Consider the following 25,527-nt stretch of genomic DNA (forward strand, 5'->3'; position numbering starts at 1 on the left):
CGTCTTTACGGAACGTAAGGGGCGCGCCGTGGATGGTTGAGAGTGGCGCGATCCGGCTCACGTACGGGCAGGAGCCCGTTTTCCGCAGCCCGATCGAGGGAGAAGTCGTATGCGCGCAGTGACCTGGCACGGCCGAGGAGACGTCCGGGTGGAGACCGTCCCCGACCCCACGATCCAGGAGCAGACCGACGTCATCGTCGAGATCACGTCCAGCGGTATCTGCGGGTCCGATCTGCACCTCATCGAGGTCATGGCGCCGTTCATGTCGGTGGGTGACGTGATGGGCCACGAGCCCATGGGGGTCGTCCGCGAGGTCGGACGCGAGGTGACCGCGGTGAAGCCCGGCGACCGCGTCGTGGTGCCGTTCAACATCTCGTGCGGCACCTGCTGGATGTGCTCCGAAGGCCTCCACTCCCAGTGCGAGACCACGCAGAACCGCGAGCAGGGCATGGGTGCCTCCCTGTTCGGCTACACCAAGCTCTACGGGCAGGTCCCCGGCGGGCAGGCCGAGTACCTGCGGGTGCCCTTCGGCAACACGCTGCCGATCAAGGTGCCCGATGCCCCGCTGGACGACCGGTTCGTCTACCTCTCCGACGTCCTGCCCACCGCCTGGCAGGCCGTGCAGTACGCCGGCATCCCACAGGGCGGCAGCGTGCTGGTGCTGGGCCTCGGCCCGATCGGCGACATGGCCACGCGCATCGCCAAGCACCTCGGCGCGGGACAGGTCATCGCCTCCGACGTCGTGCCCGAGCGCCTGGCCCGGGCCCGGCGCAACGGCATCACCGTCATCGACTCCACGGAGCAGGCCGAGGTCGTCGCCCGCGTCCGCGACCTGACCGACGGCCGCGGACCGGACTCGGTGATCGACGCCGTCGGCATGGAGGCGCACGGCTCGCCGCTGGCGACGATGGCGCAGAAGGCCAGCGCCCTGGTCCCCGACGCGATCATGGAGAAGGTCATGACCGTGGCCGGCATCGACCGGCTGGCGGCCCTGAACACCGCGATCGAGGCGGTCCGCCGTGGCGGCACCATCTCGCTGTCGGGTGTCTACGGCGGCGCCACCGACCCGCTCCCGCTCATGCGCATGTTCGACAAGCAGATCCAGCTGCGCATGGGGCAGGCCAACGTGTGGCGCTGGGTGCCCGACATCCTGCCGCTGCTCCTGGAGGGCGACCCGCTGGGCGTGGACGAGTTCGCCACCCACCGGGTGCCGCTCGAGCAGGCGCCGGAGGCCTACGCGAACTTCCGGCAGAAGAAGGACGGCGCCGTGAAGGTGCTGCTCCAGCCCTGACCGCAGTCGGGCGGGCGCACTCGCGCCCGCCCGCTGTGAGCAGTCCCACCGCCCCGGTCCGGCATCAACCTCAGCGATCCCGCGCTGCACCACGCAAGCACCCCGCTGATCGGCAGACCGGGATCACCCGGCCCGCCGGCTCCCCACCGTGTCCCCCGGAGTTCTTCGCGTGCCTCGTGGACTGCTCGCCCTCGCCATCGGCGCCTTCGGCATCGGCACCACCGAGTTCGTCGTGATGGGCATGCTGCCCGAGATCGCCGCCGGCCTCGACGTCTCGGTGTCCGCGGTCGGCCTGCTCATCTCGGCCTACGCGATCGGCGTCGTCGTCGGCGCACCGACGCTCACCGCGCTCGGGCTGCGGTTCACCCCGCGGCAGACCCTCGTCGCGCTGATGGTCGTGTTCGTGGTCGGCAACACCCTGTCCGCGGTGGCACCGAGCTACGGACTGCTCGTCGCCGCCCGGGTGTTCACCGCGCTGGCGCACGGCTCCTTCTTCGGGGTCGGGGCGGTCGCCGCCCGCCGGCTGGTCCCGCCCGACCGCGCCACCCGGGCCATCTCGCTGATGATCACCGGCCTCACGCTGGCCAACGTGGTCGGCGTCCCCCTGGGCACGTTCGTCGCCCAGCACGCCGGCTGGCGGATCGTCCTGGCGGCGATCGCGCTGATCGGCGTCGCGACGATCGCCGGCCTGCTGGCGTGGATGCCCGCCGACGCCGGCGAGCCCACCGATCTGCGCGCGGAGCTGCACGCGTTCCGGCGTCGACAGGTCTGGCTCGTCCTCGCGCTCACCATGATCGGCTTCTCGGCGCTGTTCGCCGTCTACAGCTACGTCAGCCCGATCCTCACCGAGCTCGGCGGCATCCCGACGCAGTGGGTGACGCCGGTTCTCGCGCTCTTCGGCGTCGGGACGACGGTCGGCACGCTCGCCGGCGGACGATTGGGCGACCGCTACGGCTTCTCCTTCGTCGCGGTCGGGCTGGTGGCGATGGCCGGCATCCTGGTCGCGTTCTCCTTCCTCGCCCGGTCCACCGTGGCCGCCGTCGCGCTGCTGGTGCTGTTCGGAACCCTGTCCTTCGCAATGGGGCCGGTCGTCCAGAACGCCGTCATCGACGCCGCGCAGGTGCCCGGTGGCAGCCTGGTGTCGGCGGCCAACCAGGGCGCGTTCAACATCGCCAATGCGATCGGCGCCGCCCTCGGCGCGCTCGTCATCGCGCAGGGGCTCGGGCTCACCGCGCCGATGTGGGTGGGGGCAGGGCTGGCCCTGGTCGGCGCGGGGATCGCGCTGGCCATCCGCGCCGACGCCCGGCGCCACCCGGCCACGGTGCTCCCCGCGACGCCCGTCGGCGCGGAGGCCGCCGAACCGGCCGTCGCGACGTGAGCGGCGCGCATACCCCCGCCGCGACGGGTAGGGAGCCCGCATGACCATCGGCACCGCAGAGCAGTCCGGCACCTACCGCCTCGGCGACCGGGAGGTGCGCCGCCTCGGCTACGGCGCCATGCAGCTGACCGGCCCCCACGTCATGGGCCCACCGGCCGACCGGGACGCCGCCATCGCCGTCCTGCGGCGCGCCGTCGAGCTCGGCGTCGACCACATCGACACGAGCGACTACTACGGCCCCACCGTCGTCAACGAGCTCATCCGCGACGCGCTGCACCCCTACCCCGACGAGCTGGTCATCGTCACCAAGGTCGGCGCCCGCCGCGACGCCGACGGCGGCTGGCCGGAGGCCCTGGACCCCGACGACCTCCGCCGGGCGGTGCAGGAGAACATCGACCACCTCGGCGTCGAGGCGCTCGACGTGGTGAACCTCCGCATGCCCGGCTTCGCCGAGCCGGTGCAGCGCTCACTCGCCGAGCCCTTCGAGGCGCTGGCGGCCATGCAGCAGGAGGGCCTGATCCGGCACCTCGGCGTGAGCAACGTGACGCCGCAGATGTTCGCCGAGGCCCGGGCCATCGCCCCCGTCGTGTGCGTGCAGAACCACTACAACCTGGTGCACCGCGCCGACGACCCACTGATCGATGCCCTCGCCCGCGAGGGCATCGCCTACACGCCCTTCTTCCCCCTGGGCGGGTTCAGCCCGCTGCAGTCCGCAGCCCTCGAGACGGTCGCCCGCAGGCTGGAGACGACGCCCATGCAGGTGGCGCTCGCCTGGCTGCTCGCCCGCTCCCCCAACCTGCTGCTCATCCCCGGCACCTCGTCGGTGGCCCACCTCGAGGAGAACCTGCAGGCGGCCGCCCGGGTGCTCGGCCCGGAGGAGCTCGCCGAGCTCGACCGGATCGGCGGCACCGGCGACCCCGACCCGGCCGACTGACCGGTGGCCGGTGGTGCGCCTCAGCCGCGAGCCACCGGCCCCAGCACCCGGTCCAGGTACCCGTTCGACAGCACGCCCGCCGGGTCCACCCGGTCGCGCACCGCGACGAACTCGGCGAACCGGGGGTAGCGCCGGCTCAGCGTCGCCGCGTCCAGGCCGTGCAGCTTGCCCCAGTGCGGCCGGCCGCCCACCTCACCGGCGATCCGCTCGAGCGCGGCGAACCAGCAGCCCGGCTCGCTGCCCGCGGGGACGTGGGCGGCGATGTAGGCCGTGTCGCGGCCGGACGCCGTCGACAGGGGGACGTCGTCGGCCGCGGCCAGCCGCACCTCGACGGGGAAGGCCGCGCGCCAGTCGCCGGCCTCGTGCACCCGCCGCAGCTCGGCCAGCACCGCCGGTGCGTCGGCCCGGGGGACGGCGTACTCCATCTCCAGGAGACGCACCCGCCGGCGGCTGACGAAGACGCGGTGGGAGTGGTCGGTCCACGCGCGCGGGCCCAGGGCCCGCGCCGACACCCGCGCCAGCGAGGGCACCAGCGACGGCACCCGGCGACCCGCCGCCACCACCCCGGCGAACGCCGCGTTGGCGATCACCTCGTCGTCCCAGACCGCCCGCCAGCGCGGGAGCGGCGCCAGGCCGTCGGCCAGCGGGACGCGGGTGTGGCGCTTCACCAGTGTCGCGTCGGTGTGCGGGAACCAGTAGAACTCGACGTGGTCGGTGGCGGTCATCAGCTCGTCGAAGCCCTCCAGGGCAGCGGTGAGGGTGCCCGGTCCCTCCACCGCCCGGAGCGCGAACGCCCGCTCCGCCTGCAGCGTCACCGCCGTCACCACCCCCAGCGCGCCCAGGCCCACGCGGGCAGCGGAGAACACCTCCGGGATCCGCTGCGCGTCGCAGACGAGCACCTCGCCGGAGGGCAGCACGAGCTCGAGCGCGCGGACCTGCGTGGCGAGCCCGCCGAACCGGGCCCCGGTGCCGTGCGTCCCGGTGGCCAGGGCGCCCGCGACCGTCTGCCGGTCGATGTCGCCGAGGTTGGTGAGCGCCCACCCCCGGCGCAGCAGCTCGACGCCCAGCCGGTGCAGCGTCGTCCCGGCGCCCACGGTGACCAGGCCGTCCGCGGTGACGGCGCGGACGCCGGTCAGCCGGTCGCACACGAGCTGGACGTCCTCGGGCAGCCCGATGCCGGAGAAGGAGTGGCCGCTGCCGATCGGACGGACACGTCGGCCGGCGGCGGCCGCCGTCGTCAGCAGCTGCGCGACCTCGTCCGCGGAGCCCGGGTGCACCGCAGTCACCTGGGCACGCTGGTTGCCCGCCCAGTTGCGCCAGCGGGTGCGGTCGTGCGGCCGGTCCAGCGGCTCGCTCACCTGGTCTCCCTCCGTCGAGCGGGGACTCTGGCGGGTGCGGCACCGGCCGGTCAACCGCTCCGGGGCTCTTGCCCCGGCCGACCGCGCGGGGCACGCTGCGGCGTCATGACCGCGGACCCACCCGCCGCCCGGCACGCGGCCCTCGACCGCGCCACCGCGGGGCTCGACCCGCCGTTCGCCGTGCTGGACCTCGCCGCGCTGGACGCGAACGCGGCGGACCTGGTCGCCCGCGCCGCCGGCAAGCCGATCCGTGTGGCCAGCAAGTCCGTGCGCTGCCGCGGCGTGCTGCGCCGGGTGCTGGCCCGGCCGGGTTTCTCCGGCGTTCTCGCCTACACGCTGCGCGAGGCGCTCTGGCTGGCCGGTGGCGAGGAGCCGATCAGCACCGACGTCGTCGTCGGCTACCCGTCGGTCGACTCCGTCGCGCTCCGGCAGCTCGCCGGGGACGAGCAGGCGGCCGGCCGGGTGACGCTGATGGTCGACTCCGTCGAGCACCTGGAGCTCATCGACGCGGTGGCCCCGCCAGGAGGGCCGGTGCTGCGGGTCTGCCTCGACGTCGACGCCTCGCTGCGCGCCGCCGGTGGCCGGGTGCACGTGGGCGTCCGGCGGTCACCGGTGCACACCCCCCAGGACGCCGTCGCCCTGGCGCGGGCGGTGCTCGCCCGGCGCGGCGTCGAGCTGGTGGGCCTCATGGCGTACGAGGCGCAGATCGCCGGCCTGCAGGACGCGCCCGCCGGCCGGCCCCTGCGTGGGCTCGCGGTACGCGGGCTGCAGGCGCTCTCCGCCCGGGAGCTCGCCGCCCGGCGCGCCGCGGTCGTGGCCGCCGTCTCCCCGGTCGCGCCCCTGCGGTTCGTCAACGGCGGCGGCACCGGGAGCCTGGAGCGGACCGCCGCCGAACCGGCCGTGACCGAGGTGGCTGCGGGCTCGGGCCTCTACTCCCCCACCCTGTTCGACGGCTACCGCGCATTCACGGGGCACCCGGCCGCCTTCTTCGCCGTCCCCGTGACGCGCGTCCCGGCGCCCGGTGTGGTGACCGTGGCCGGTGGCGGCTGGATCGCCTCGGGGCCGCCGGGGGCCGACCGGCTGCCGGTGCCGACCTTCCCGGCCGGGCTGCGCCGGTTGCCCGGCGAGGGGGCCGGCGAGGTGCAGACGCCGCTGCGCGGACCGGGCACCGCGGGTCTGCGCATCGGTGACCGGGTGTGGTTCCGCCACGCCAAGGCCGGAGAGGTCTGCGAGCACGTCGGCGCCCTGCACGCGGTCGCGGGCGACACCGTCGTCGACGCGCTGCCCACCTACCGCGGCGAGGGCAAGGCCTTCGGCTGATCAGCGGGCGCGGGCGACCCGCGTCTCGTCGAAGACCGGCTCGGCGGACTCGTAGACCCGGCCGTCGGCGCCGAAGACCAGGAAGCGGTCGAAGGAGCGGGCGAACCAGCGGTCGTGGGTGACGGCGAGCACCGTGCCGTCGAAGGCCGCGAGCGCCTCCTCCAGCGCCTCCGCGGAGAGCACGTCGAGGTTGTCCGTCGGCTCGTCGAGCAGCAGCAGGGTCGCACCGGACAGCTCCAGCACGAGGACCTGGAAGCGCGCCTGCTGACCGCCCGACATGGTGCGGAAGGGCCGGTCGGCGGCGTCGGTGAGCCCGTAGCGCCGCAGCACGGCCATCGCCCGACCGCGGTCGACGCCCGGCCGGCCCGGCTCGCCGTGCCAGAGCAGGTCGACCGGGGTCCGGTCCTGCCACTCCGGGTGCGCGTGGGTCTGGGCGAAGAAGCCGGGGACGACGCGCGCCCCGAGCCGCCACTCCCCGGTGTGCGCGACCTCCTGGCCGGCGAGCAGCCGCAGGAAGTGCGACTTGCCCGCACCGTTGGCACCGAGGACGCCGACCCGGTCGCCGTACCAGACCTCGAGGTCGAACGGCTGCATCAGGCCGGTCAGCTCCAGCTGCTCGGCGACGACCGCGCGCACCCCGGTCCGGCCACCGCGCAGGCGCATGGCCACCTTCTGCTCCGGCGGGCGGTCCGGCGGCGGCCCGGCCGCCTCGAACTTCGCCAGCCGGGTCTGCATCGCGTGGTACCGGTTGGCCATGTCGGGTGAGTTGGCGGCCTGCTGCTGGAGCGTGCGCACCAGGTCGATCAGGCGCTGGTGCTCCTCGTCCCACCGCCGCCGCACCTCGGCCAGCCGCTCGTGGCGGGCGGTGCGCGCCTCCGGGTAGGAGGCGAAGCCACCACCGTGCACCCAGGCCGTCCCGCCCTCGACGGTCACCACCCGGTCGGCGACGCGGGCCAGCAGCTCCCGGTCGTGGCTGACGAAGAGCACGGTCTTGCGGGTCTCGAGCAGGCGTTGCTCCAGCCACCGCTTGCCCGGGACGTCGAGGTAGTTGTCCGGCTCGTCGAGCAGCAGCACCTGGTCGGGCCCGCGCAGCAGCGCCTCCAGCGCCAGCCGCTTCTGCTCCCCGCCCGACAGGGAGGCCAGTTCGCGGTACTTGCAGCGTTCGTAGGGCACACCCAGCGCCGCGACGGTCACCGTGTCCCAGGTGACCTCGGCGTCGTAGCCGCCGGCATCGCCCCACTGCGCCAGCGCGTCGGCGTAGGCCATCTGCGACCGCTCGTCGTCGGTCTCCATGAGCGTCAGCTCGGCGGCCTCCACCGCGTCCCAGGCGGCCCGCACCGCGGGGGGCGACAGATCCACGAGGAACCGCTGGACGGTCGTGCCGTCCCGCACCGCCCCGATGAACTGGCGCATCACCCCGAGTCCGCCGGTGCGGGCGACCGAGCCCGCCTCCGGCGTCAGGTCCCCGGCGATGATCCGCAGCAGCGTCGTCTTCCCCGCACCGTTCTCCCCCACGAGCGCCGCGCGCGCACCCTCGCCGACGCGGAAGGAGACGTCGTCCAGCAGCACCCGCCCGTCGGAGAGGGTGTGCCGGATCCCGGTCACGTCGACGTAGCCCACGCCGTCATCCTGCCCCGCCGGGCAACCGGGTTCCCGGGGTCAGCCGATGTGCCGGTCCAGGCGGTAGCGCGCCAGCCGCTCGACCAGCTCGGGCAGCGCGCCCACCGGTGACCCGCCGAGCTCGCGGCGGCAGTCCCGGACGATCCGCACGACCACCCGTCGCCCGACCCGGCCGGAGAACTCCCCGCTGAGCCGGCTGACCGCCGCGCTGACGGCCTCGTCGCCCGGGAGGGCGCCGGCGTCCCGGGGGAACGCTTCACCGCCGGTGGGCAGCCCTCCCGCACCGGTGGGTTCGTCGGCGGCGGGGCCGGAGGAGCTCGGCGGGACGACCTGGGTCATCGGCGGTCCTTCGTTCCGGGGCGGTGCCGGGCCGGAGCGGACGCGGCGGTTCCATACGGTTCCGTTCCGCGGTGGCCGGCACCAGGGTCCAAGGACCCGCGGTCAGCCCACCACGATCGAGAGCACCGTCGCACCGGCGGCGAGCAGCATCGCCAGGACCACCAGCGCGGCGACCAGTCGCCGGCGCCGCTCCGCGTCACGCCCGCCGGCGCCACCCATCCCCATCACACCGGCCGACGCTACCGGCCGTCGGGAGACCGAACCGGTCGCCGTCCCCACAGCAGGGTGTCGAGGGCGGTGCCGTGCGGGGTGGCCCGGCGGACCTGCTCCAGCCGGTCGACGTCGAGGAGGCGCGCGACCGGCGCGAGGCGGTCGATGCTGTGCAGGATCGCCGGCTCCTGCGGCCCGCCGACACCCGCGGTGAGGTTCTCCACGTCGTGCCCGAGGAGCAGCAGCCGGCCACCGGGCCGCAGCCAGCCGACGGCCCGGGTGAGCAGCGCGGTCATCTCCTCCTCGGGCAGGTGGAGGTAGGCGACCAGCACCAGGTCCAGCGATCCCGGCGGCGCCGACCAGGTCAGCACGTCGGCGGTGACCCAGCGGACCCGCTCGGCGCCGGGGCTTCCCCGGCCGCGGGCGAGGCCGACGGCGGAGAAGTCGACCGCGGTCACCGCCCACCCCCGGGCGGCCAACCAGAGGGCGTGCCGCCCCTCCCCGGCGGCGAGGTCGACCGCGGGACCGGGTGGTAGGTCACCGAGCAGCTCCGCCACGAGCGAGTTCGGCTCGGCCGGCCACTGGGCGTGCTCGGCGTAGCGCCGGTCCCAGTCCTCCGCCCGCACGCCGGCAGTCTCGCAGCCGGAGTCGCTGCCCGCGCCCGGACGGGGTAGTGGTGGTGCGTGGCCGCCGTCGTCTCCCTGGTCGTCATCGTCACGCTGGGCCTGCTCGTCACCCGGGTCGCCACGGTCGCGCTGACCATGACCGGCATGTCGTTGCAGCACGCCCGCTTCCAGGCCCGCTCCGCCTTCACCGGGACGGGCTTCACGACGTCGGAGGCCGAGGCCGTGGTCTCCCACCCGGTGCGCCGGCGGATCGTGATGGTGCTGATGCTGGTCAGCGGCGCCGGCGCCGTGTCGGTGCTGGGCACGCTGATCCTCACGTACGCGGGCGTGGACTCCACCGTGGGCGGGGTGCGCCGGACGGTCGCCATCGTCGGCTCGATGACCGCGCTGCTGTGGCTCTCGCGCAACGAGCGCGTCGACCGCGTGCTGCGGCGGGTGATCGAGCGGGTGCTGCGGCGGGTCGCCGACCTCGACCTCCGCGACTACGCCGCGCTGCTGCACCTGCGGGGCCAGTGGCGGGTCGTCTCGCTGCCGGTCAAGGACGACGACTGGATCTCCTCCCGGCCGCTGGGCCGGCTCCGCCTGCCCGAGGAAGGGGTCGCCGTGCTCGGCGTCGAGCGGGACGACGGCACGTGGATGGGCGCGCCCAGGGAGGACCTCCGGCTGCGCACGGGCGACGTCGTGGTGCTCTACGGGCGGCAGGCGATCCTCGACGACATCACCGACCGGCTGCACGGCGACGAGGGCGACCAGGCCAGCGAGCGGTCCCGCGCCTGGCACGCCGCGACGCCTCCGGTCGAGGTCGTCGAGCGCCGGCGCTGAGCCCGGGAGCCGTCGTACCCCTCTGCGAGGGTGTGCCCATGACGACCCCGCACGACGTGGCCCTGCTGCGGCTGGTCGCGCAGCGGCTCGCCGGGCCGCCGGCGGAGGACGCCGCCGCGGCCGTCCGCCGGCTGGTGGCGGTGCAGGGGCAGGACTTCCCGGGCGCGGTGACGTCGGTGGCCCTGCGCACCCGCAGCCGGAGCCGGGATGACGTGCTGCGGGCGCTCGACAGCGGGGCCGTCGTCCGGTCCTGGCCGATGCGCGGCACGCTGCACCTGGTGCCCGGGGAGGACCTGCCATGGCTGCTCGAGCTGCTGGGCCCCCGGGCGCTGGCCGGGCTGGCCGGCCGGCGGGCGGCCCTGGGCCTGACCGATGCCGATGCCGAGCGCGCCCGGGACCTCGCTCGGGCGGCCCTCTCGGGTGGCCTGCGGCTCTCCCGCCGCGCCCTGCTGGGGGTGCTGGACGAGGGCGGCGTGCCCACCACCGGCCAGCGCGGCTACCACCTGCTGTGGTTCCTCGCCCAGACCGGCACTCTCTGCCTGGGGCCGACCGAGGACGGCGAGCAGGCGTTCGTGCTGCTGGACGAGTGGGTGCGCGCACCGCGTCGGCCCGCCCGCGACGAGGCGCTCGCGGAGCTGGTGCTGCGGTACTTCCTCGGCCACGGCCCGGCCACGGTGCACGACCTGGTCCGCTGGGCGGGGACGACGGTGCGTGACGTCCGCACCGGGCTCGACGCGGTCCGCGACCGGCTGGCGCGCATCGAGGTGGACGGGACCGAGCACTTCCTCGACCCGGACACCCTCGACCGCTGCGCGGCGCACCGGGAGGCCGCCCGGGCACCGCTGCTGCTGCCCGGCTTCGACGAGTTCGTGCTCGGCTACGCCGACCGCGGCGCCGTCCTGGACCCGGCCGACGCCCAGCGCATCGTGCCCGGGCGCAACGGCGTCTTCCGCCCGACCGTGGTCGTCGACGGCCGGATCGCCGGCACCTGGCGGCTCACCGGCCGGGGCACCGCGCGCACCGTCGAGGCCGAGCCGTTCACCGCCTGGGACGCCGACGTCCAGGCAGCCATCACCCGGCTCGCGGACGCCTGGCCCTGACGGGCGCCGCCCCGCTGCTCCTCAGCGGCGCTCGACGAGGAACACGGGGATCTGCCGGTCGGTCTTCTGCTGGTACTCGGCATAGGGCGGGTAGGCCGCCACGGCCCGCTCCCACCACTCGTCCCGCTCCGCACCGGAGATCTCCCGGGCGACGCCGTCCCACGGCTCGGGGCCGTCCTGCACGGTGACCTGGTCGGGGTGCGCCCGCAGGTTGGCGACCCACGCGGGATCGGTCGGCGCCCCGCCCTGCGAGCCCACCATCGCGTACACCCCGTCGTGCTCCACGCGCATCAGCGGCTGCTTGCGCACCTTGCCGCTCTTCGCGCCGCGGGTGCTGAAGATGACCACCGGCAGCCCGGTGTCCAGGAGCGTGTTCGCCTCCCGCCCCCCGGTCGCCTCGTAGCGCTCGACCTGCTCGCGCACCCACTGCTGCGGACTCGGTTCGTACTCACCCTCCAGCGGCATGCTCCCGAATCTAGGGGCGCCGCGGCGCGGCTGCCCGCCGACCCGGGTCGCGGGTGCCCGGGCCCCGATGGCACCGTGTCGTCGGCCAGCGGCAGCGCTGGTTCCGCACCGGGTACGAGACCGGTGACCCCAGCCGCTGCGACACCTTCGCCACCGACGACCTGGGCTGAGGAATGACCGACCACCTCCGCGTGACCCGGGACGGCTCCGTCGCCGTCCTCACCATCGACCGGCCGCAGAAGCGCAACGCGATGACCGTGGGGATGTGGGCGGCGCTGCCCGCCGTGCTGGCCCCGCTCGCCGACGACCCCGGGGTCCGGGTGCTGCTGGTCACCGGCGCGGGCCCCAGCTTCTGCGCGGGCGCCGACATCTCCGATCTGCTCGGCGGCGACGACCCCGCGGACCCGATGGCCGACGTCCGGCGGCACAACCTCGCCGCGCAGGCGGCGCTGCGCACCTTCCCCAAACCCACCGTCGCGGTCGTGCGCGGGCACTGCATCGGGGGCGGGGTGGAGCTCGCCACCTGCTGCGATCTCCGCTTCGCCGACCCGACGGCGGTCTTCGGGGTCACCCCCGCCAAGGTCGGCATCGTCTACACGCCCTCCTCCACCAAGGCCCTGGTGGATCTGGTGGGGCCGGCGACGACGAAGTACCTGCTGTACAGCGGCGAGCTGATCGACGCCCCCACCGCCCTGCGCACCGGGCTGGTCGACCGGCTCGTCGACGCCGAGGACCTGGCTGCCGAGGCGCACCGGTTCGCCGGGGTGCTGGCGTCCCGCTCCGCGCTCACCCAGCGCGCCACCAAGGAGACCGTGGCCGCGCTGGCCGAGGGCGGGGACGGCGAGGCGCTCGCCGCGGCGCGGTACCGGGAGACGATCGCCGCCGGGGAGCTGGCCGAGGGCGTACGGGCCTTCGCGGAGCGCCGCGCCCCGCGCTTCCCCTGGTCCGGCTGACGCCGGGGGCGTCCGGCGGTTTCACCCACCCCTCACCAGGGGTACCCCACCCGTTGCGCGGAACGGCGCTCTTCACGAGCGGCAGGCGGATGGCGCAGCGACGACGCTGGCCACCCCCTGCCACCCCCGATCCCGCCCCGAGACGCACGGATGCGCCGGGTGGACTTCGGTCAGCTCTTCCCGCCCCACCAGGGCGCCGAGCCGACGTCGTCGCGGCACCCCGGGCCCGTGCAGCGCCCGGATGTGTGCCGCAACGGCGTCGGGGTAGCGCTCCCACCGACCAGCAAGCATGCCGAGGAGGACCGATGACTCACTCCATCGATGCCCCGTTCCCGCCACCGGTTCCGCCGACGAGCGGCGCGACGACGGGCACCACGACGGGCACCACGACCGAGAGCTCGTCGACCAAGGACGCAGCCAAGCACGAGGCGCAGAACGCCAAGAACGTCGCCAAGCACGAGGCCCAGCAGACCAAGGACGTCGCCAAGGACGAGGCCCGCAACGTCGGGCAGACCGCGGCCCAGGCCGGCAGCCAGGTCGCCTCGACCGCCGCCGACCAGGCCATGAACGTGGCGAACGAGACCCAGCGCCAGGCCATGGACCTCATCGAGCAGGGGCGCACCCAGCTCAAGGAACAGGCCATCAGCCAGCAGCAGAAGGCCGCGACCGGCCTGTCGTCCCTCGCGCAGGAGCTGCGGGGCCTCGCCGACGGCACGAGCGACGGCGCCCCCGGCCCGGCGCGCGACCTGCTGCACCAGGCCTCCGGCGTCGTCGAGGGTTTCGCCGACAAGCTGCAGAACCGCGAGCCGGCGCAGCTCCTCGACGAGGTGCGCAGCTTCGCCCGCCGCAAGCCGGGCCTGTTCCTGCTCGGCGCCGCGGCCGCCGGGATCGTCGCCGGTCGGCTGACCAGCGGGGCCAAGGCCGCGCACAGCGACTCCGGGTCGGGCAACGGTCACCGCAGCACGCCGACGAACTACGTCGACCCTGCGCCGACGTACTCGGACTACTCCAGCGCCACCACCGGCGCGGGGACCGGCGCCCCGCTCCCGCCGCCGCCGTACGGCACGGTGCCGCCCGCCGGCAGCATGGTGCCCCCGGCGACGCCCGCTGGCTGGGACGACCCGTCCCGCCGGCCCGGTGAGGTGCGCTGACATGAGCACCCCCTACTCCGGGGCCACCCCGGCCGGGTCGCAGGGCTATGCGGAGCCGACGCCGCAGAACTACGCGGCGGACTACTCCCAGGGCCAGCAGCACAGCGGCGCCATGGGCACCCCCACCACCGACTCCGGTCACCCCGACGTCGAAGGCGTCTCGGTCGGCGCGCTCATCGGGGAGGTCACCAAGGACCTCTCCACCCTGATGCGCCAGGAGCTCGAGCTGGCCAAGGTCGAGCTGAAGAGCGAGGCCAAGAAGGCCGGGCAGGGTGCCGGCATGTTCGGCGCCGCCGGCTTCGCCGGCTACATGGTGCTGATGTTCCTGTCCTTCGCCCTGTGGTGGGCGTTGGAGAACGTGATGGACGCCGGGCTGGCCGCCCTCATCGTGGCCGTCCTCTGGGGCGCCGTCGGGGCCGTCGCGTACGTGATGGGCCGCAAGAAGTTCGAGCAGGTCCACCCGAAGCCCGAACGGACCGTGGACACCCTGCAGCAGGTGCCCGATGCCCTCAAGCCCAACTGACCACCAGACCGCTGAGGTCTCTTGAACGGCAGGAGCCGATACCAATGACCAGCAGTGACCCGGACGTCATCCGGCGGCAGATCGAGGACACCCGGCGCGAGCTCAGCTACGACGTCGACGCCCTCAACGAGAAGGTCAACCCGTCCCGCGTCATGGACCGGCGGGTGACCGCGGCCAAGGGCCGCATGACCACCCTCAAGGAGAAGGTCATGGGTTCCGCCCAGGACACCACCTCGGCGGCCCAGCACCGGGCCTCCGACGCGGCGGGCTCCGTGCAGGGCGCGGCGCACAACGCGGCGGGCTCGGTCCAGGGCGCGGCCTCGAACGCGGCCGACAGCGTGCAGAACGCGGCCTCGTCCGCGGTCGGCGCCGTCCAGCAGGCACCGGACACGATTTCGCGCCAGGCACAGGGCAACCCGCTCGCCGCCGGGCTCATCGCCTTCGGTACCGGCTGGCTGATCTCCAGCCTGCTCCCTGCCTCGCAGAAGGAGCAGCAGCTGGCCCAGCAGGCCGAGTCCACGCTGCGCGAGAACAAGGACGCGCTGCTCCAGCCGGCGAAGGATGCCGCGCAGGAGATGGGCGAGCAGCTCAAGCCGGCCGCCCAGCACGCGATGGAGGAGGTCAAGTCCACCGCCCAGGACGCGGCCGGGACCGTCAAGCAGGAGGGCCAGTCGGCAGCTCAGGACGTGCAGGGGCAGGCCCAGCAGTCCAAGCAGTCGGTGCAGGGCCAGGCCGAGCAGTCCAAGCAGTCGGTGCAGGGCCAGGCCCAGCAGTCCAAGCAGTCGGTGCAGAGCCAGTCCGGCTCCTGACACCTCGCGGGCCCACCGACCCGCTCCGTTCGCCTGCGCCCCGCCGGGTCCTCCCGGCGGGGCGCAGTGCTGTCCGGACCGCCACCCCAAGGGGTGAGCCGCCGGTGCCCGCGCTGCAGGCCTTCCGTCGGGGCGCCGTTCCTCCTCAGGACGACGCTACCGGTCCCACCGCACCCGCGGGGCGGGACCACGACCGACGGGAGCTCCCGTGGACCCGGCCCTGCACTCCCCCGGCGGCGGCCCCGCCGGGCCGGCCCCGGGCGGCACCGTCCGGGTGCTCGTGGCCGACGACGAGGACGACATCCGCGGCCTGGTGTGCCTGGCCGTGCGCAAGGCCGGCTGCCAGGTGGTCGTCTCGGCGCCCGACGGCGCGGTCGCCCTCGCCGCAGCACGGGCCGAGCTGCCCGACCTGGCCGTCCTGGACATCTCCATGCCGGGCGTGACCGGTCTGGAGATCTGCGCGGCGCTGCGCGCCGACCCCGCCACCGCCGGCACCCGGATCCTGCTGCTGTCCGCCGGCGCCTCCCCGGACGAGGTGGCCCGTGGCCTGGCCGCCGGGGCGGACGCGTACCTGGCGAAGCCGTTCAGCGTGGCCGGTCTCGTGCACCAGGTGCGGGCGCTGACCACGCGGGAGCCGGTGGCATGACCCTCGCCGTCCTCGACCGGCCACGGGACAACCCCCCGCCGTGGACCCGCCGGCTCACCCAGGCATCCGCCTGGCAGGCCGCCGTCCGCGGGCCGCTGCCGTGCACCGTCCTGCTCACCGCGGTCGCCCTGCTGCTGCTGACCGGTGACGTCCCGGTCGTCCACCAGGCCCTCGTGCACGCCGGCCTCGCCGTCGCCGTCGCCGCCACGGGCGCCGCCTGGTTCTCCCGGTCGCGTTCCCTGCCCGGCTCGTTCGCCGTACCGGTCGCGCAGCTGGGCGCCGCGGGCCTCCTGTACGCCGGCACCGCGTCGGCCACGACCCTCGTCCTCCTGCTCGGCCCGCTCTGGGCGCTCGCCACGCACGCCGACCGCCGGGGAGTGCTGCTCGCGGTGGCCGGGACCACGGCCGTGCTGGCCGGGCCCTCGCTCGTGGGCCCGCTCGGCGGCGCCGACGACCTGCCCGGCGCGCTGTTGGTCGGCCCGCTGGCGGTCGCCGTCGGCAGCCTCGCGGTCAACGAGAGCACCCGCCGCGCGGCCGCCCAGGCGCGGCACATCGCACGGCTGCAGCAGGAGCAGGCGGTGCTGCTGACGCAGGTGCGCAGCCGCGCGGACGAACTCGACACCGCCTCGCGCATCCTCGCCGCCCGTGCCCAGACGATGACCAGCGTGATCGACGCGGTCACCGAGCAGTCGATCATCGGCACGGACCGCGACGGCACCATCCGCGTGTGGAATCCCGGCGCCGAGAAGATGCTCGGCGTGCCGCGCCCCGACGTGGTCCGCACCCGGTCGATCCTCGACTTCCACCTGCCGGAGGAGCTCGACGCCGCAGCGGCGGACGGCGGCTGCGGCACCGGGCTCGAGGCCCTGGTGCGCGTCGCCCGGGAGCACGGCAGCGACGTCCGCGACTGGACCTACGTCGCCGCCGACGGCAGCCACCGCACCGTGTCGGTCGCCATCACCCCGCGCTCGGACGACCGCGGGGTGCACGCCGGCTGGAACTTCGTCGGCACCGACATGACCGAGGCGCGCGCCACCGAGCGGATGAAGGACCAGTTCGTCAGCCTGATCAGCCACGAGCTCCGCACGCCGCTGAGCTCGATCCTCGGCTACCTCGAGCTCGTCATGGACGACGAGGACTCACCCCTCACCGACGAGCAGCGGCAGTACCTGTCCACCGTGGAGCGCAACGCCCAGCGGCTGCTGCGACTGGTCGGGGACCTGCTCTTCACCGCGCAGGTGGAGAGCGGCCGGTTCACCCTGCAGCCCGCCGACGTCGACCTGGCCGGCGTTGTCCGGGCCGCCGAGGAGACGGCCCGGGTCGCCGCCGGCAACGCCGGCGTGCGGATCGTCGTCGACGTCCCCGGGGAGGGGATGGTGGTCTCCGGTGACGCCGTCCGGCTCGGGCAGGCGTGCGACAACCTGGTCTCCAACGCCGTGAAGTTCACGCCAGCCGGCGGTGAGGTGCGGCTCGTCCTCCGGTCGATGTGGCGCTCTGCCGACGGCGAGGTCCGTGCACATCCGGCGCCCGGCGCGGAGCCGGTCGCGCAGCTGTCGGTCAGCGACACCGGCATGGGGATCCCCGCCGGTGAGCAGGGCCAGCTGTTCACCCGGTTCTTCCGCTCCTCGACCGCCCAGCGCAACGCCGTTCCCGGGGTGGGGCTGGGGCTCACGATCACCAAGGCCATCACCACCGCGCACGGCGGCACGCTGGACCTGGTGAGCACCGAGGGCGTCGGCACCACCTTCACCATGACCCTGCCGGCGACTCCCGCGGGCTGACGGAGCCTGCCCCACCGCGCCCCCCGTTCCTGCCCGGGACGGGGGGCGCGGTGCGTACGGCCGGCCCCGTCCGCGGCCGCCGAGGGGCAGGCAGGAGTGCCCGTCGCTTCTTGCGGCTTCCTTGCGGATCGCTGGCGGGTGGCCTGCGGTTCGCCGTCCAGAGTCCTGGTTGTCGCCGGAACGCCGGCGGTCACACGGACACAGGAGAAGCAGGGACATGAGCACCAAGACCGCCACCACCGCCACCGGCTCCACCGCCCGCAAGGTCGTCGGCTCGCTCGGCGTGATCGGCGCGGCCGCCGCCGTGGCCGGCCTGGGGACGTTCGGCAGCTTCACCGACTCCACCTCGGTCGACACGACCATCAGCTCGGGCAGCGTCTCCATCGATCTCGCCAAGCCCGTCACCATCCCGGTGACCACCGCCGGCTTCGTCCCCGGCGACACGCTCACCCGCCCGGTGACGCTGGTCAACGACGGGGACACCGGCCTGGCCGCGGTCAACCTGAGCGCCACCGCCGCCGCGTCGAGCGTCCTCACCAGCGACGCCACCCGGGGGCTGCAGCTGTCCCTGCGGTCCTGCGCCGTGGCCTGGACCGAGGGGGGCACCCCCGCGGCGCCGACCTACACCTGCGCCAGCGGCGAGAAGATCCTCGGCTCGGGTGCCGTGCTCGCCCCCATCGACCTCGGCGCGGTGAACTCGCTGAACGTCGGCGGCTCGGACTTCCTCGCCTTCTCCATCGGCCTGCCGACCGCCGCCGACAACACGTTCCAGGGCAAGACCGCCGCCCTGACGCTGACCTTCACCGGCACGCAGCGCACCGGCACCGCCCGCTGAGCCCCGTCCGACGACCTCCCGGAGATCACGCCATGACCACCGTCCTCCCCGTCCGCGCCGCGGGGGCAGCTCCCCAGCTGCCCCCGAGCGAGGACGAGCGCTCCACGGCCGGCCACCCGGCCGCCCGGGCCCGCCGCATCGTGGGCCGCACGGCCCCGTGGCTGGTCCGCGGAGTCATGGGGGTCGCCGTCCTGGCCTTCGCCGTCCTGGCCGTCGGACCGCACGTGCTCGGCTACCGCACGATGACCATGCTGACCGCGAGCATGGCGCCGGAGATCGAGCCGGGCGACATCACCATCGCCACCCCGATCGACGTCACGGACCTCACCGAGGGCATGGTGATCACGTACCACATGCCGGTGGGCGACCACAGCCTCGTCACCCACCGCGTCGTCTCGGTCGACCGGGCCGCCGACGGCGGCGTCATCGTGCAGACCAAGGGCGACGCCAACGAGGCGATCGACCCGTGGACGGCCGGTCTCACCGGCGACACCGTCTACCAGGTGCGCGCCGTGATCCCGGAGTTCGGTCACGTGGTCCAACTGCTGCGCACTCCGGTGATCAGCCAGGTGCTGCTCTACGGGGCTCCCGCGCTGCTCGCCGGCTGGCTGCTCCTGGCCATCTGGCGCCCCACCCCCGCGATCGAGGAGGACCGGGCATGAACGCCGTCCGCCGCCCCCTGGCCGTCACCGGCCTCGCCCTCGCCCTCGCCGTGGGAGCCGCGGTCCCCGCCTCGGCCACCTATGCCGACAGCGCCACCGTCTCGACGACGGTCTCGACCACCACCGTGACCGCGCCGGCCACCGTCACCATCGACGACCGGTGCACCCGCACCGTCAGCGGAGGCTCCTGGACCTGGTACGGGATGTGGGTCCCCACCTACAGCTACTGGTACGAGGCCACGATCAGCTGGCCGGCGAGCACGACGCCCAGCGGGGTCGTCGGCTACCGCGTCATGGCCCACCTGAACAACGGCCAGTCGCTCGTCATGGCCGAGACGAGCGCGGCGAACCGGACCGTGAGCGCCCGGGTGGACCGCGCCTACCTGGACTACCAGCCCCGTATCTCGGTCATCACCCTCACCAGCTACGGCTGGACCGCGGAGACGCCCCGCTCGGCGGTGCTGACGTGCTGACCGCCCTCGTCGTCCACGCCGACGCCGCCGTCCGCGACCAGGTCGCGGACCTGCTCTGCCTCGGTGGCTGGCACGTGCAGCACGCCGCCGGCCCCGAGGACGCCGTCCGGCACGCCCTGGTCACCGACGTCGACCTGGTCGTGACCGACCTGGCGATGCCGGGCGGCTCGGGGGCCGCGATGCTCCGCCGGATCCGGCGCAACGGGTCCCGCGCCCGCTTCGTGGTCGTCACCGCGGACCCGACCGCCGAGGACCGCGCGGAGGCGGCCACCGCCGGCGCACTGGTCACCCTCGCCCAGCCGGTGACGGCGCGGTCGCTCCTGGACTTCCTCCGCGGCCGGACCACGGTCGCGGCGCAGGCCGGGGACACGGGCGGTCCCAGCGATGCCGAGCTGGTGGACGCCGAGCTGATGACCCGGCTCCAGGGCATGTACGCCGATGCGCTGCCCACCCGGCTGTCGGCCATCGACCTGCACACCCGCGCCGGTGACGCCACCGCGGTCGCGTTCGCCGCGCACACCCTGGCCGGCACGAGCGGCCAGCTGGGCCACCCGGAGGTCGCCTCCCTCTGCCGGGAGATCGCCGCCGATGCCCGCCGTGGCGTGCTCGCCCACTCCCGGGTCGCCCGGCTCCAGGAGCTCGCCGGCGTCTAGTCCGGCCCGGCCAGGCATAGGAAGCTCACCGGTGGTGCGCGCCCCCGATACGGGTGGATAGCTTCCTATGCCTCGAGACGACGGCTATGCGGCGACGAGGCGGTAGCCGACGCCGCGGACGGTCTTGATCTCCGGCGAGTTCAGGCCGGCGGCCACGAGCTTGCGGCGCAGGTTCGACATGTGCGCCTCGACCAGGCGCAGGTTGCCCTCCCAGTCGGTGTGCCAGACCTCGCGCAGCAGCGTCTCCCGCTGCAGCACCCGGCCCGGGCGCGACGCCAGCGCGGCGAGCAGGTCGAACTCGGTGCGGGTCAGGTCGACCACGTCGCCGTCGACCCGGACCTCCCGGCTGTCCTCGTCGACCTCCAGCTCGGCGAGCCGGCGCACCGACTCCCCCGCGGCGGCCGGCTCGGCGGCCGGCTGCGGCGCGGTCCGCGGGAAGCGGAGCATCGCCTGCACACGCGCCACGAGCTCACGCGGGGAGAACGGCTTGGCCATGTACCCGTCGGCGCCGACGGCCAGCCCGATGAGCAGGTCGACCTCCTCGGCGCGGGCGGTCAGCATGAGGACGTAGCAGGGCGTCTCGGCACGGATCTGCCGGCACACCTCGGTGCCGTCGGCGTCCGGGAGCCCGAGATCGAGGACGATGAGGTCCGGCGGCTCCCGCCGCACCTCCGCGATCGCCTCGGCACCGGTGCCCACGGCGCGCACGGCGAACCCGGCCCGCTCGAGCACCGTGGTCACCAGCTCGCGGATCTCCTGGGTGTCCTCGACCACGAGCACGGACTGATCCGCCACGACGCCTCCTCCTCACTGCTCGCTGAGGGTGCGGAGGGTGGTCCTCCGGTCACCTGACCGGGTGATCGGCACGGCGGCGGCGCGGCTTGAGCGGTGCACCGGTCGCCCGGTCGGGCGGGCCCACCCGGAGGGGTGAGACACGGGGCGCCCGGCTCATGCGACCAGCGGAAACGGCCGTCAACTCCCGCGGGGACACCCGTCCCCCTCCCGGGCAGCCGGGGGAATCCACCGACGGGAGCCGGAACCGTGGACGGTGCTCTGCACGTCCTGGTCGTCGACGACGACCCCGACACCGCACTCTTCGTGCGTACCGTGCTGCAGCGGGGCGGCATGACCGTGACCACGTGCGCCGACCCGCTCGAGGCCCTGGCGCTGGCGTCGCGCGTCGAGTTCGACGCCGCTATCACCGACATCGAGATGCCGGGCATGACCGGGCTGGAGTTCCTCGACCGCCTGCGTCAGCTGCGCGCCGACCTGCCGGTCACCGTGATGACCGCGCACGCGTCGGTCGACTACGCCGTGGACGCGCTGCGCCGCCAGGCCGACGAGTTCCTCGTCAAGCCGGTGCCCAAGGACACCCTGGCCGCCACGATCCGCCGGCTGGCGGAGGCCGCGCAGGCCAAGCGGGCCGCCGCTCCGCAGCGCCAGACCGTCCTGGCCGTCGGCGCTCACCCCGACGACGTGGAGATCGGGGTCGGCGGCACGCTCGCCGCGCACCGCTCCGCCGGTGACCAGGTGGTGATCCTGACCCTCTCCCGCGGCGCACGCGGCGGCGAGGCGGGCGACCGGCAGGACGAGTCGCTGGCCGCGGCCGAGCTGATCGGCGCCCGGCTGTTCCTCGAAGACCTCGAGGACACCCGGATCAGCCCGATGGACCCGACCATGTCGATCATCGAGCGGGTCGTGCAGGAGGTCCGTCCGACCATCGTCTACACCCACTCGGCCAACGACCGGCACCAGGACCACCGGGCCGTGCACCAGGCCGCGAGCGTCGCGACCCGCACCGTGCCGACCGTCGCCTGCTTCCAGAGCCCCTCGGCCACCATCGACTTCCGGCCGTCCCGCTTCGTCTCCATCGACGGGTTCACCCGCACGAAGCTCGACCTGCTCGCCAGCTTCCGCTCGCAGGCCGGCATCCGCAGCTACCTGCAGGACGACTTCGTCCTGGCGACCGCCCGCTACTGGTCGCGCTACGGCAGCGGCGGCCAGTACTGCGAACCGCTGGAGATCGTCCGGGACGCCGGGGGCGTCGTGGGCGCCACCAGCGACTCGGCCTTCCAGCAGTCCTCCCCCGCCACCTCGACCACCCCGGAGCGCTTCGGTGTCTGACTCTTCCCCCACCCGCGTCCTGGTGACCGGCGCCGGCGGACCGGCCGGCATCGCCGTGCTCCGCTCACTGGCCCGCCGCGACGACGTCGAACTGCTGGCTGCGGACATGGATCGCTACGCCAGCGGCCTGTACCTGGTGGACGCCGGTGCGCGGCACCTGGTCCGCCCCGGCCTCAGCGAGGAGTTCGTCGACTCCCTCGTCGCCCTGTGCGAGCGGGAGCGCGTGGACGTGCTGTTCTCCACCGTCGACGTCGAGCTGCCGCGGCTGGCCGCCGAGCGCAAGCGCCTGGACGCCGTCGGCACCACGCTGGCCGCACCGAGCCTCGAGACCCTCGAGGTCTGCCTGGACAAGTACGCCCTCGCGCAGCGCTGCACCGAGGTCCTGCCGACCCCCCGCACCGCGCTGCTCGGCGAGACCGACCCGGGCAGCTGGGACTACCCGGTGATCGTCAAGCCGCGGCGGGGGGCCGGCTCCCGCGGCGTGCACCTGGTCGAGGACGCCGCCGCGCTGACCGCCCTCGGCAGCGACGAGGACACCCTCGTGCAGGCCCACCTGCCCGGCGACGAGTACTCCGTCGACACGCTCGCCGACGCCGACGGGCACGTGGTCGCCGCCGTGCCGCGGTCCCGGCTACGGGTCGACTCCGGGGTCTCGGTCGCCGGCGCCACGGTGGCCGACCCGGAGCTGGTGGAGACCGCCCGCCGGGTGGCCCGCGCCATCGGGCTGGTCGGGGTGGCCAACGTGCAGCTGCGCCGCGACGCCGAGGGCCGCCCGGCCCTGCTGGAGGTCAACCCGCGCTTCCCCGGCGCGATGCCGCTGACCGTCGCGGCCGGCGTCGACATGCCCTCCCTCGCCCTGGACCTGGCGCTGGGCCGCCCGCTACCGGCCGAGGTGCCCTTCCGGGAGCTCGCGGTGGTGCGCTACCTCGAGGACGTCTTCCTCGCCCCGTCCGACGTCGTCGCCGAGGAGGCCGCCCGATGACCGCCGCCCTGGGTGAGCTCGACCTGCTGCTCACCGACCACCACGTGCACTCCACCTGGTCCGACGACGCCGTGAGCGCGCCGATGGAGAACCTCGTCGCCGCCCGCGACACGGGGCTGGCCAGCATCCGCATGGTCGACCACGTCCGGACGACGACGACCTGGGTGCCGGGCTTCCTCGCCGAGGTGGCCGCCCTCCCCCGGATCGAGGGGCTGGAGGTGCTCACCGGCGTCGAGGCGAAGATCCTGGACGCCTCCGGCCGCCTCGACGTGCCCGAGGGCCTCGTGGTCGGGCCGGGCGGGGTGGACCGCATCCTCATCGCCGACCACCAGTTCCCCGGGCCGGACGGCCCGTGGAGCCCGCGCCGCACCCTGGAGGAGATCGCGGGCGGGCTGTCCACCCAGGACGCGCTGTCGATCCTCGTCGACGCAACGGTGCGGGCGATGGAGCGCGCCGGGCGGGGCCAGCTGGCCCACCTGTTCTCGCTGCTGCCCAAGGTCGGCATGCACGAGAGCGAGCTGCTCGACGAGCACGTCGCCGCGATCGCCGACGCCGCCCTCCGGACCGGCACGACGGTCGAGGTCAACGAGAAGTGGCGCTGCCCCGGGCCCCGCGTCGTGCTGGCCCTCGCGGCCGCCGGCGTGACCCTCGTCGGCTCCACCGACAGCCACGAGGCCGCCACCGTGGGCCGCTACTCCTGGGTGGCCGACGCGGCGTCGGCGACCCGGCTGGTGGGTGCCCGGTGACCGTCCTCGCCGTCGACACCGACGTGGCCGGCATCGGCGAGACCGTGCTGACCTGGTTCCTGCTGGCCCTGGTGGCCACCGGCGCGATCCCGGTCGTCGCCGGGCTGGCGCAGTTCCTCGTGATCCCGTTCCACGCGGTCCGCAACCACTACCGCGAGACGGGCCCGTACCTGCCCAACGTCGCGGTCCTCGTCCCGGCGTGGAACGAGGCCGCCGTCCTCACCAGCTCGATCGAGCGGCTGATGGGGCTGGACTACCCGCCGGACCGGCTGCGCGTCTACGTCGTGGACGACGCCAGCACCGACGACACCCCCGCCGTGCTGGCCGCCTGTGCCGAGCGCTTCCCCGGCCGGGTCGTGCACCTGCGCCGCGAGAAGGGCGGCGAGGGCAAGGCGCACACCCTCAACCACGGGCTGCGCGAGGTCCTCGCCGACGACTGGATGGAGGCGCTCCTGATCATGGACGCCGACGTCATCTACGAGCCGGCGTCGCTGCGCAAGATGACCCGCCACCTGGCCGATCCCACGGTCGGCGCGGTGACCGCCTACATCCGCGAGGGCAGCGGCGACCCGGAGGGGATCACCCGGTTCATCGGGTTCGACTACCTGGCCGCGCAGGCCGCCTCCCGCCGGGCGCAGAACGTCGCCGGTGCGATGGCCTGCCTCGCCGGTGGCGCGCAGCTGCACTCGCGGGAGAACCTCGTGGCGATCGGCGGGCAGATCGACACCTCCTCGCTGGCCGAGGACACGGTCACGACCTTCCGCACCCAGCTCGCCGGGCGCCGGGTCGTCTTCGAGCCGCACGCCCGCGTGCTGGCCGAGGAGCCGGCCGGCGTGGACGCGCTGTGGAAGCAGCGGCTGCGCTGGGCCCGCGGCAACGTGCAGATCACCTCGATGTACCGGCACCTTTGGTTCCGCAGGTCGGTGCACCCGGGGCTGGGCGGCTTCTTCTTCGGCGTCTTCTGGTTCGCCATCCTGCTGCTGCCGGTCGCGATGCTGCTGACCTCGATCGGCCTGATCGGGCTCTACCTGCTCGACAGCGAGCTGGCCTCGGAGGTGTTCGGGGCGGCGGTGTTCGTGCCGATCGCGACCTTCGTCTTCATGATCACGCTGACCATGTCGGTCGATCCGCGCACCGGCCTCAAGGTCTGGCGGGAGGCACTGCTGTTCCCGGGCGCCATCTCCTTCGTCATCCTGCTGTCGGCCGCGTTCCCCGGGGTGGTCCCCATGTCCGACGGCGTGGAGACGTTCTGGACGCTGTTCGTCTACAGCTGGCTGGTGCTCTGCATCCCGCTGGCCTACGGGGTCCGGAAGCTCGAGGGCACCCGCTGGGGCCGGCCGCTCGTGCCGCTGGCGCTCTACCTGGTCGGCTTCGGGCCGCTGATGTGCGCGATCACCGTGGACGCCTACGTCAAGGAGTTCCGCGGGGCGGCCATGACCTGGGACAAGACCGAGAAGACCGGGAGGGTCACGGTATGAGCAACCTCCACCAGCTGGTCGGAGCCGGGCAGCCGTTCCGGGTGAGCCCCCCGGTGGTGCTCACCGAGGAGGTGCTCGCCCGCTGCGGCGGCCGCACCCCGGTGTGGGCCGATCCGGTGGCCCTGGCCGACGAGACCGAGGCCGACCGGGTGCGCGAACGCCGGCTGTGGGTGGGGCTCGCCGTCGCGGTCTCCGTCGTGGTCCTGCTGTACCTGGTGCGCACCGCCGTCCTCGGCGCCTGAGATCTG

At 74.4% G+C, this 25,527-nt stretch carries 29 protein-coding genes; 22 read left to right on the forward strand and 7 right to left on the reverse strand.

What is annotated here, in order from left to right; translation table 11 throughout:
• The first annotated feature begins 109 nt into the window (after positions 1 to 109).
• The 3 genes from ACI799_RS07420 (at position 110) to ACI799_RS07430 (ending at position 3,603) form a co-directional block, all read left to right on the forward strand.
• Positions 110 to 1,291 carry a zinc-dependent alcohol dehydrogenase gene (locus ACI799_RS07420; protein ID WP_456596758.1) on the forward strand — a complete coding sequence of 394 codons (1,182 nt, stop codon included), beginning with the start codon at positions 110 to 112 and terminating at the stop codon, positions 1,289 to 1,291.
• 169 nt (positions 1,292 to 1,460) lie between these two features.
• Entirely contained in the window at positions 1,461 to 2,669 is a 1,209-nt protein-coding gene (locus ACI799_RS07425) for an MFS transporter (protein WP_456612753.1), read from the forward strand.
• Positions 2,670 to 2,709: 40 nt separating this feature from the next.
• Entirely contained in the window at positions 2,710 to 3,603 is an 894-nt protein-coding gene (locus ACI799_RS07430; RefSeq protein WP_456612754.1) for an oxidoreductase, read from the forward strand.
• A gap of 20 nt (positions 3,604 to 3,623) precedes the next feature.
• Here the strand turns inward: ACI799_RS07430 and ACI799_RS07435 are convergent, their stop codons facing one another.
• Positions 3,624 to 4,961: a D-arabinono-1,4-lactone oxidase gene (locus ACI799_RS07435; RefSeq protein WP_456612755.1), complete on the reverse strand. Its 1,338-nt coding sequence runs from the start codon at positions 4,959 to 4,961 to the stop codon at positions 3,624 to 3,626.
• 105 nt (positions 4,962 to 5,066) lie between these two features.
• Between ACI799_RS07435 and ACI799_RS07440 the strand changes: the two genes are divergently transcribed.
• On the forward strand, positions 5,067 to 6,281 hold the full coding sequence (locus ACI799_RS07440) for an alanine racemase (protein WP_456612756.1): 1,215 nt from the start codon (positions 5,067 to 5,069) through the stop codon (positions 6,279 to 6,281).
• Here ACI799_RS07440 and ACI799_RS07445 read toward each other — a convergent pair whose 3' ends face one another.
• The 4 genes from ACI799_RS07445 to ACI799_RS07460 form a co-directional block, all read right to left on the reverse strand.
• On the reverse strand, positions 6,282 to 7,901 hold the full coding sequence (locus ACI799_RS07445; RefSeq protein ID WP_456612757.1) for an ABC-F family ATP-binding cassette domain-containing protein: 1,620 nt from the start codon (positions 7,899 to 7,901) through the stop codon (positions 6,282 to 6,284).
• 39 nt (positions 7,902 to 7,940) lie between these two features.
• Positions 7,941 to 8,240, reverse strand: coding sequence for a three-helix bundle dimerization domain-containing protein (locus ACI799_RS07450; RefSeq protein WP_456587456.1), 300 nt, complete (start codon positions 8,238 to 8,240; stop codon positions 7,941 to 7,943).
• Between the two features lie 102 nt (positions 8,241 to 8,342).
• Complete coding sequence (locus tag ACI799_RS07455) at positions 8,343 to 8,468, reverse strand: hypothetical protein (RefSeq protein ID WP_456587455.1); 126 nt, start codon at positions 8,466 to 8,468, stop codon at positions 8,343 to 8,345.
• 11 nt (positions 8,469 to 8,479) lie between these two features.
• Positions 8,480 to 9,076, reverse strand: coding sequence for a class I SAM-dependent methyltransferase (locus tag ACI799_RS07460; RefSeq protein ID WP_456612758.1), 597 nt, complete (start codon positions 9,074 to 9,076; stop codon positions 8,480 to 8,482).
• A 57-nt stretch (positions 9,077 to 9,133) separates the two neighbouring features.
• On the opposite strand from ACI799_RS07460, the gene ACI799_RS07465 reads away from it, so the two are divergent.
• Both ACI799_RS07465 and ACI799_RS07470 read left to right on the forward strand, forming a co-directional pair.
• Positions 9,134 to 9,898: a TrkA C-terminal domain-containing protein gene (locus ACI799_RS07465; protein WP_456587453.1), complete on the forward strand. Its 765-nt coding sequence runs from the start codon at positions 9,134 to 9,136 to the stop codon at positions 9,896 to 9,898.
• 38 nt (positions 9,899 to 9,936) lie between these two features.
• Entirely contained in the window at positions 9,937 to 10,998 is a 1,062-nt protein-coding gene (locus ACI799_RS07470; RefSeq protein ID WP_456612759.1) for a winged helix DNA-binding domain-containing protein, read from the forward strand.
• 21 nt (positions 10,999 to 11,019) lie between these two features.
• Here ACI799_RS07470 and ACI799_RS07475 read toward each other — a convergent pair whose 3' ends face one another.
• Positions 11,020 to 11,463 carry a nitroreductase family deazaflavin-dependent oxidoreductase gene (locus ACI799_RS07475; RefSeq protein ID WP_456587451.1) on the reverse strand — a complete coding sequence of 148 codons (444 nt, stop codon included), beginning with the start codon at positions 11,461 to 11,463 and terminating at the stop codon, positions 11,020 to 11,022.
• Between the two features lie 53 nt (positions 11,464 to 11,516).
• Here ACI799_RS07475 and ACI799_RS07480 point away from each other — a divergent pair, with 53 nt between their 5' ends.
• The 11 genes from ACI799_RS07480 (at position 11,517) to ACI799_RS07530 (ending at position 19,949) form a co-directional block, all read left to right on the forward strand.
• Entirely contained in the window at positions 11,517 to 11,633 is a 117-nt protein-coding gene (locus ACI799_RS07480) for a neutral zinc metallopeptidase (RefSeq protein WP_456587450.1), read from the forward strand.
• Positions 11,634 to 11,636: 3 nt separating this feature from the next.
• The gene (locus ACI799_RS07485; RefSeq protein WP_456612760.1) at positions 11,637 to 12,416 is read left to right on the forward strand and encodes an enoyl-CoA hydratase/isomerase family protein; all 780 of its coding nucleotides are present in this window, start codon (positions 11,637 to 11,639) and stop codon (positions 12,414 to 12,416) included.
• Positions 12,417 to 12,721: 305 nt separating this feature from the next.
• On the forward strand, positions 12,722 to 13,567 hold the full coding sequence (locus ACI799_RS07490; protein ID WP_456612761.1) for a hypothetical protein: 846 nt from the start codon (positions 12,722 to 12,724) through the stop codon (positions 13,565 to 13,567).
• A 1-nt stretch (position 13,568) separates the two neighbouring features.
• On the forward strand, positions 13,569 to 14,090 hold the full coding sequence (locus ACI799_RS07495) for a phage holin family protein (RefSeq protein ID WP_456612762.1): 522 nt from the start codon (positions 13,569 to 13,571) through the stop codon (positions 14,088 to 14,090).
• Between the two features lie 44 nt (positions 14,091 to 14,134).
• Positions 14,135 to 14,899 (forward strand): DUF3618 domain-containing protein, encoded by a 765-nt coding sequence (locus ACI799_RS07500; RefSeq protein ID WP_456587446.1) that lies wholly within the window; start codon positions 14,135 to 14,137, stop codon positions 14,897 to 14,899.
• A gap of 208 nt (positions 14,900 to 15,107) precedes the next feature.
• Positions 15,108 to 15,545 carry a response regulator transcription factor gene (locus ACI799_RS07505; protein WP_456612763.1) on the forward strand — a complete coding sequence of 146 codons (438 nt, stop codon included), beginning with the start codon at positions 15,108 to 15,110 and terminating at the stop codon, positions 15,543 to 15,545.
• A complete protein-coding gene (locus ACI799_RS07510; RefSeq protein WP_456612764.1) occupies positions 15,542 to 17,326 on the forward strand; it encodes a sensor histidine kinase in 1,785 nt (594 codons plus the stop codon). Before ACI799_RS07505 ends, ACI799_RS07510 begins: the two co-directional genes overlap by 4 nt.
• 217 nt (positions 17,327 to 17,543) lie before the next feature.
• Positions 17,544 to 18,161 (forward strand): TasA family protein, encoded by a 618-nt coding sequence (locus ACI799_RS07515; RefSeq protein ID WP_456587443.1) that lies wholly within the window; start codon positions 17,544 to 17,546, stop codon positions 18,159 to 18,161.
• Positions 18,162 to 18,193: 32 nt separating this feature from the next.
• Positions 18,194 to 18,823, forward strand: coding sequence for a signal peptidase I (locus tag ACI799_RS07520; RefSeq protein ID WP_456587442.1), 630 nt, complete (start codon positions 18,194 to 18,196; stop codon positions 18,821 to 18,823).
• The gene (locus tag ACI799_RS07525; protein WP_456612765.1) at positions 18,820 to 19,296 is read left to right on the forward strand and encodes a hypothetical protein; all 477 of its coding nucleotides are present in this window, start codon (positions 18,820 to 18,822) and stop codon (positions 19,294 to 19,296) included. Before ACI799_RS07520 ends, ACI799_RS07525 begins: the two co-directional genes overlap by 4 nt.
• Positions 19,290 to 19,949 (forward strand): response regulator, encoded by a 660-nt coding sequence (locus ACI799_RS07530; protein ID WP_456598937.1) that lies wholly within the window; start codon positions 19,290 to 19,292, stop codon positions 19,947 to 19,949. Before ACI799_RS07525 ends, ACI799_RS07530 begins: the two co-directional genes overlap by 7 nt.
• 84 nt (positions 19,950 to 20,033) lie before the next feature.
• Here ACI799_RS07530 and ACI799_RS07535 read toward each other — a convergent pair whose 3' ends face one another.
• A complete protein-coding gene (locus tag ACI799_RS07535) occupies positions 20,034 to 20,744 on the reverse strand; it encodes a response regulator (RefSeq protein WP_456612766.1) in 711 nt (236 codons plus the stop codon).
• A gap of 246 nt (positions 20,745 to 20,990) precedes the next feature.
• Here ACI799_RS07535 and ACI799_RS07540 point away from each other — a divergent pair, with 246 nt between their 5' ends.
• From ACI799_RS07540 to ACI799_RS07560, 5 genes are read left to right on the forward strand one after another with little or no spacing between them, the layout of a single operon-like run.
• Entirely contained in the window at positions 20,991 to 22,073 is a 1,083-nt protein-coding gene (locus tag ACI799_RS07540; protein ID WP_456587438.1) for a response regulator, read from the forward strand.
• Complete coding sequence (locus ACI799_RS07545; RefSeq protein WP_456587437.1) at positions 22,066 to 23,055, forward strand: ATP-grasp domain-containing protein; 990 nt, start codon at positions 22,066 to 22,068, stop codon at positions 23,053 to 23,055. The genes ACI799_RS07540 and ACI799_RS07545 overlap by 8 nt, the downstream gene beginning before the upstream one ends.
• Positions 23,052 to 23,801: a histidinol-phosphatase gene (locus tag ACI799_RS07550; RefSeq protein WP_456612767.1), complete on the forward strand. Its 750-nt coding sequence runs from the start codon at positions 23,052 to 23,054 to the stop codon at positions 23,799 to 23,801. Before ACI799_RS07545 ends, ACI799_RS07550 begins: the two co-directional genes overlap by 4 nt.
• Positions 23,798 to 25,279, forward strand: coding sequence for a glycosyltransferase (locus tag ACI799_RS07555; protein ID WP_456612768.1), 1,482 nt, complete (start codon positions 23,798 to 23,800; stop codon positions 25,277 to 25,279). Before ACI799_RS07550 ends, ACI799_RS07555 begins: the two co-directional genes overlap by 4 nt.
• On the forward strand, positions 25,276 to 25,521 hold the full coding sequence (locus tag ACI799_RS07560; RefSeq protein ID WP_456596775.1) for a hypothetical protein: 246 nt from the start codon (positions 25,276 to 25,278) through the stop codon (positions 25,519 to 25,521). Before ACI799_RS07555 ends, ACI799_RS07560 begins: the two co-directional genes overlap by 4 nt.
• Positions 25,522 to 25,527: the final 6 nt, after the last annotated feature.

It is taken from the genome of Blastococcus sp. SYSU DS0753, assembly GCF_054051175.1.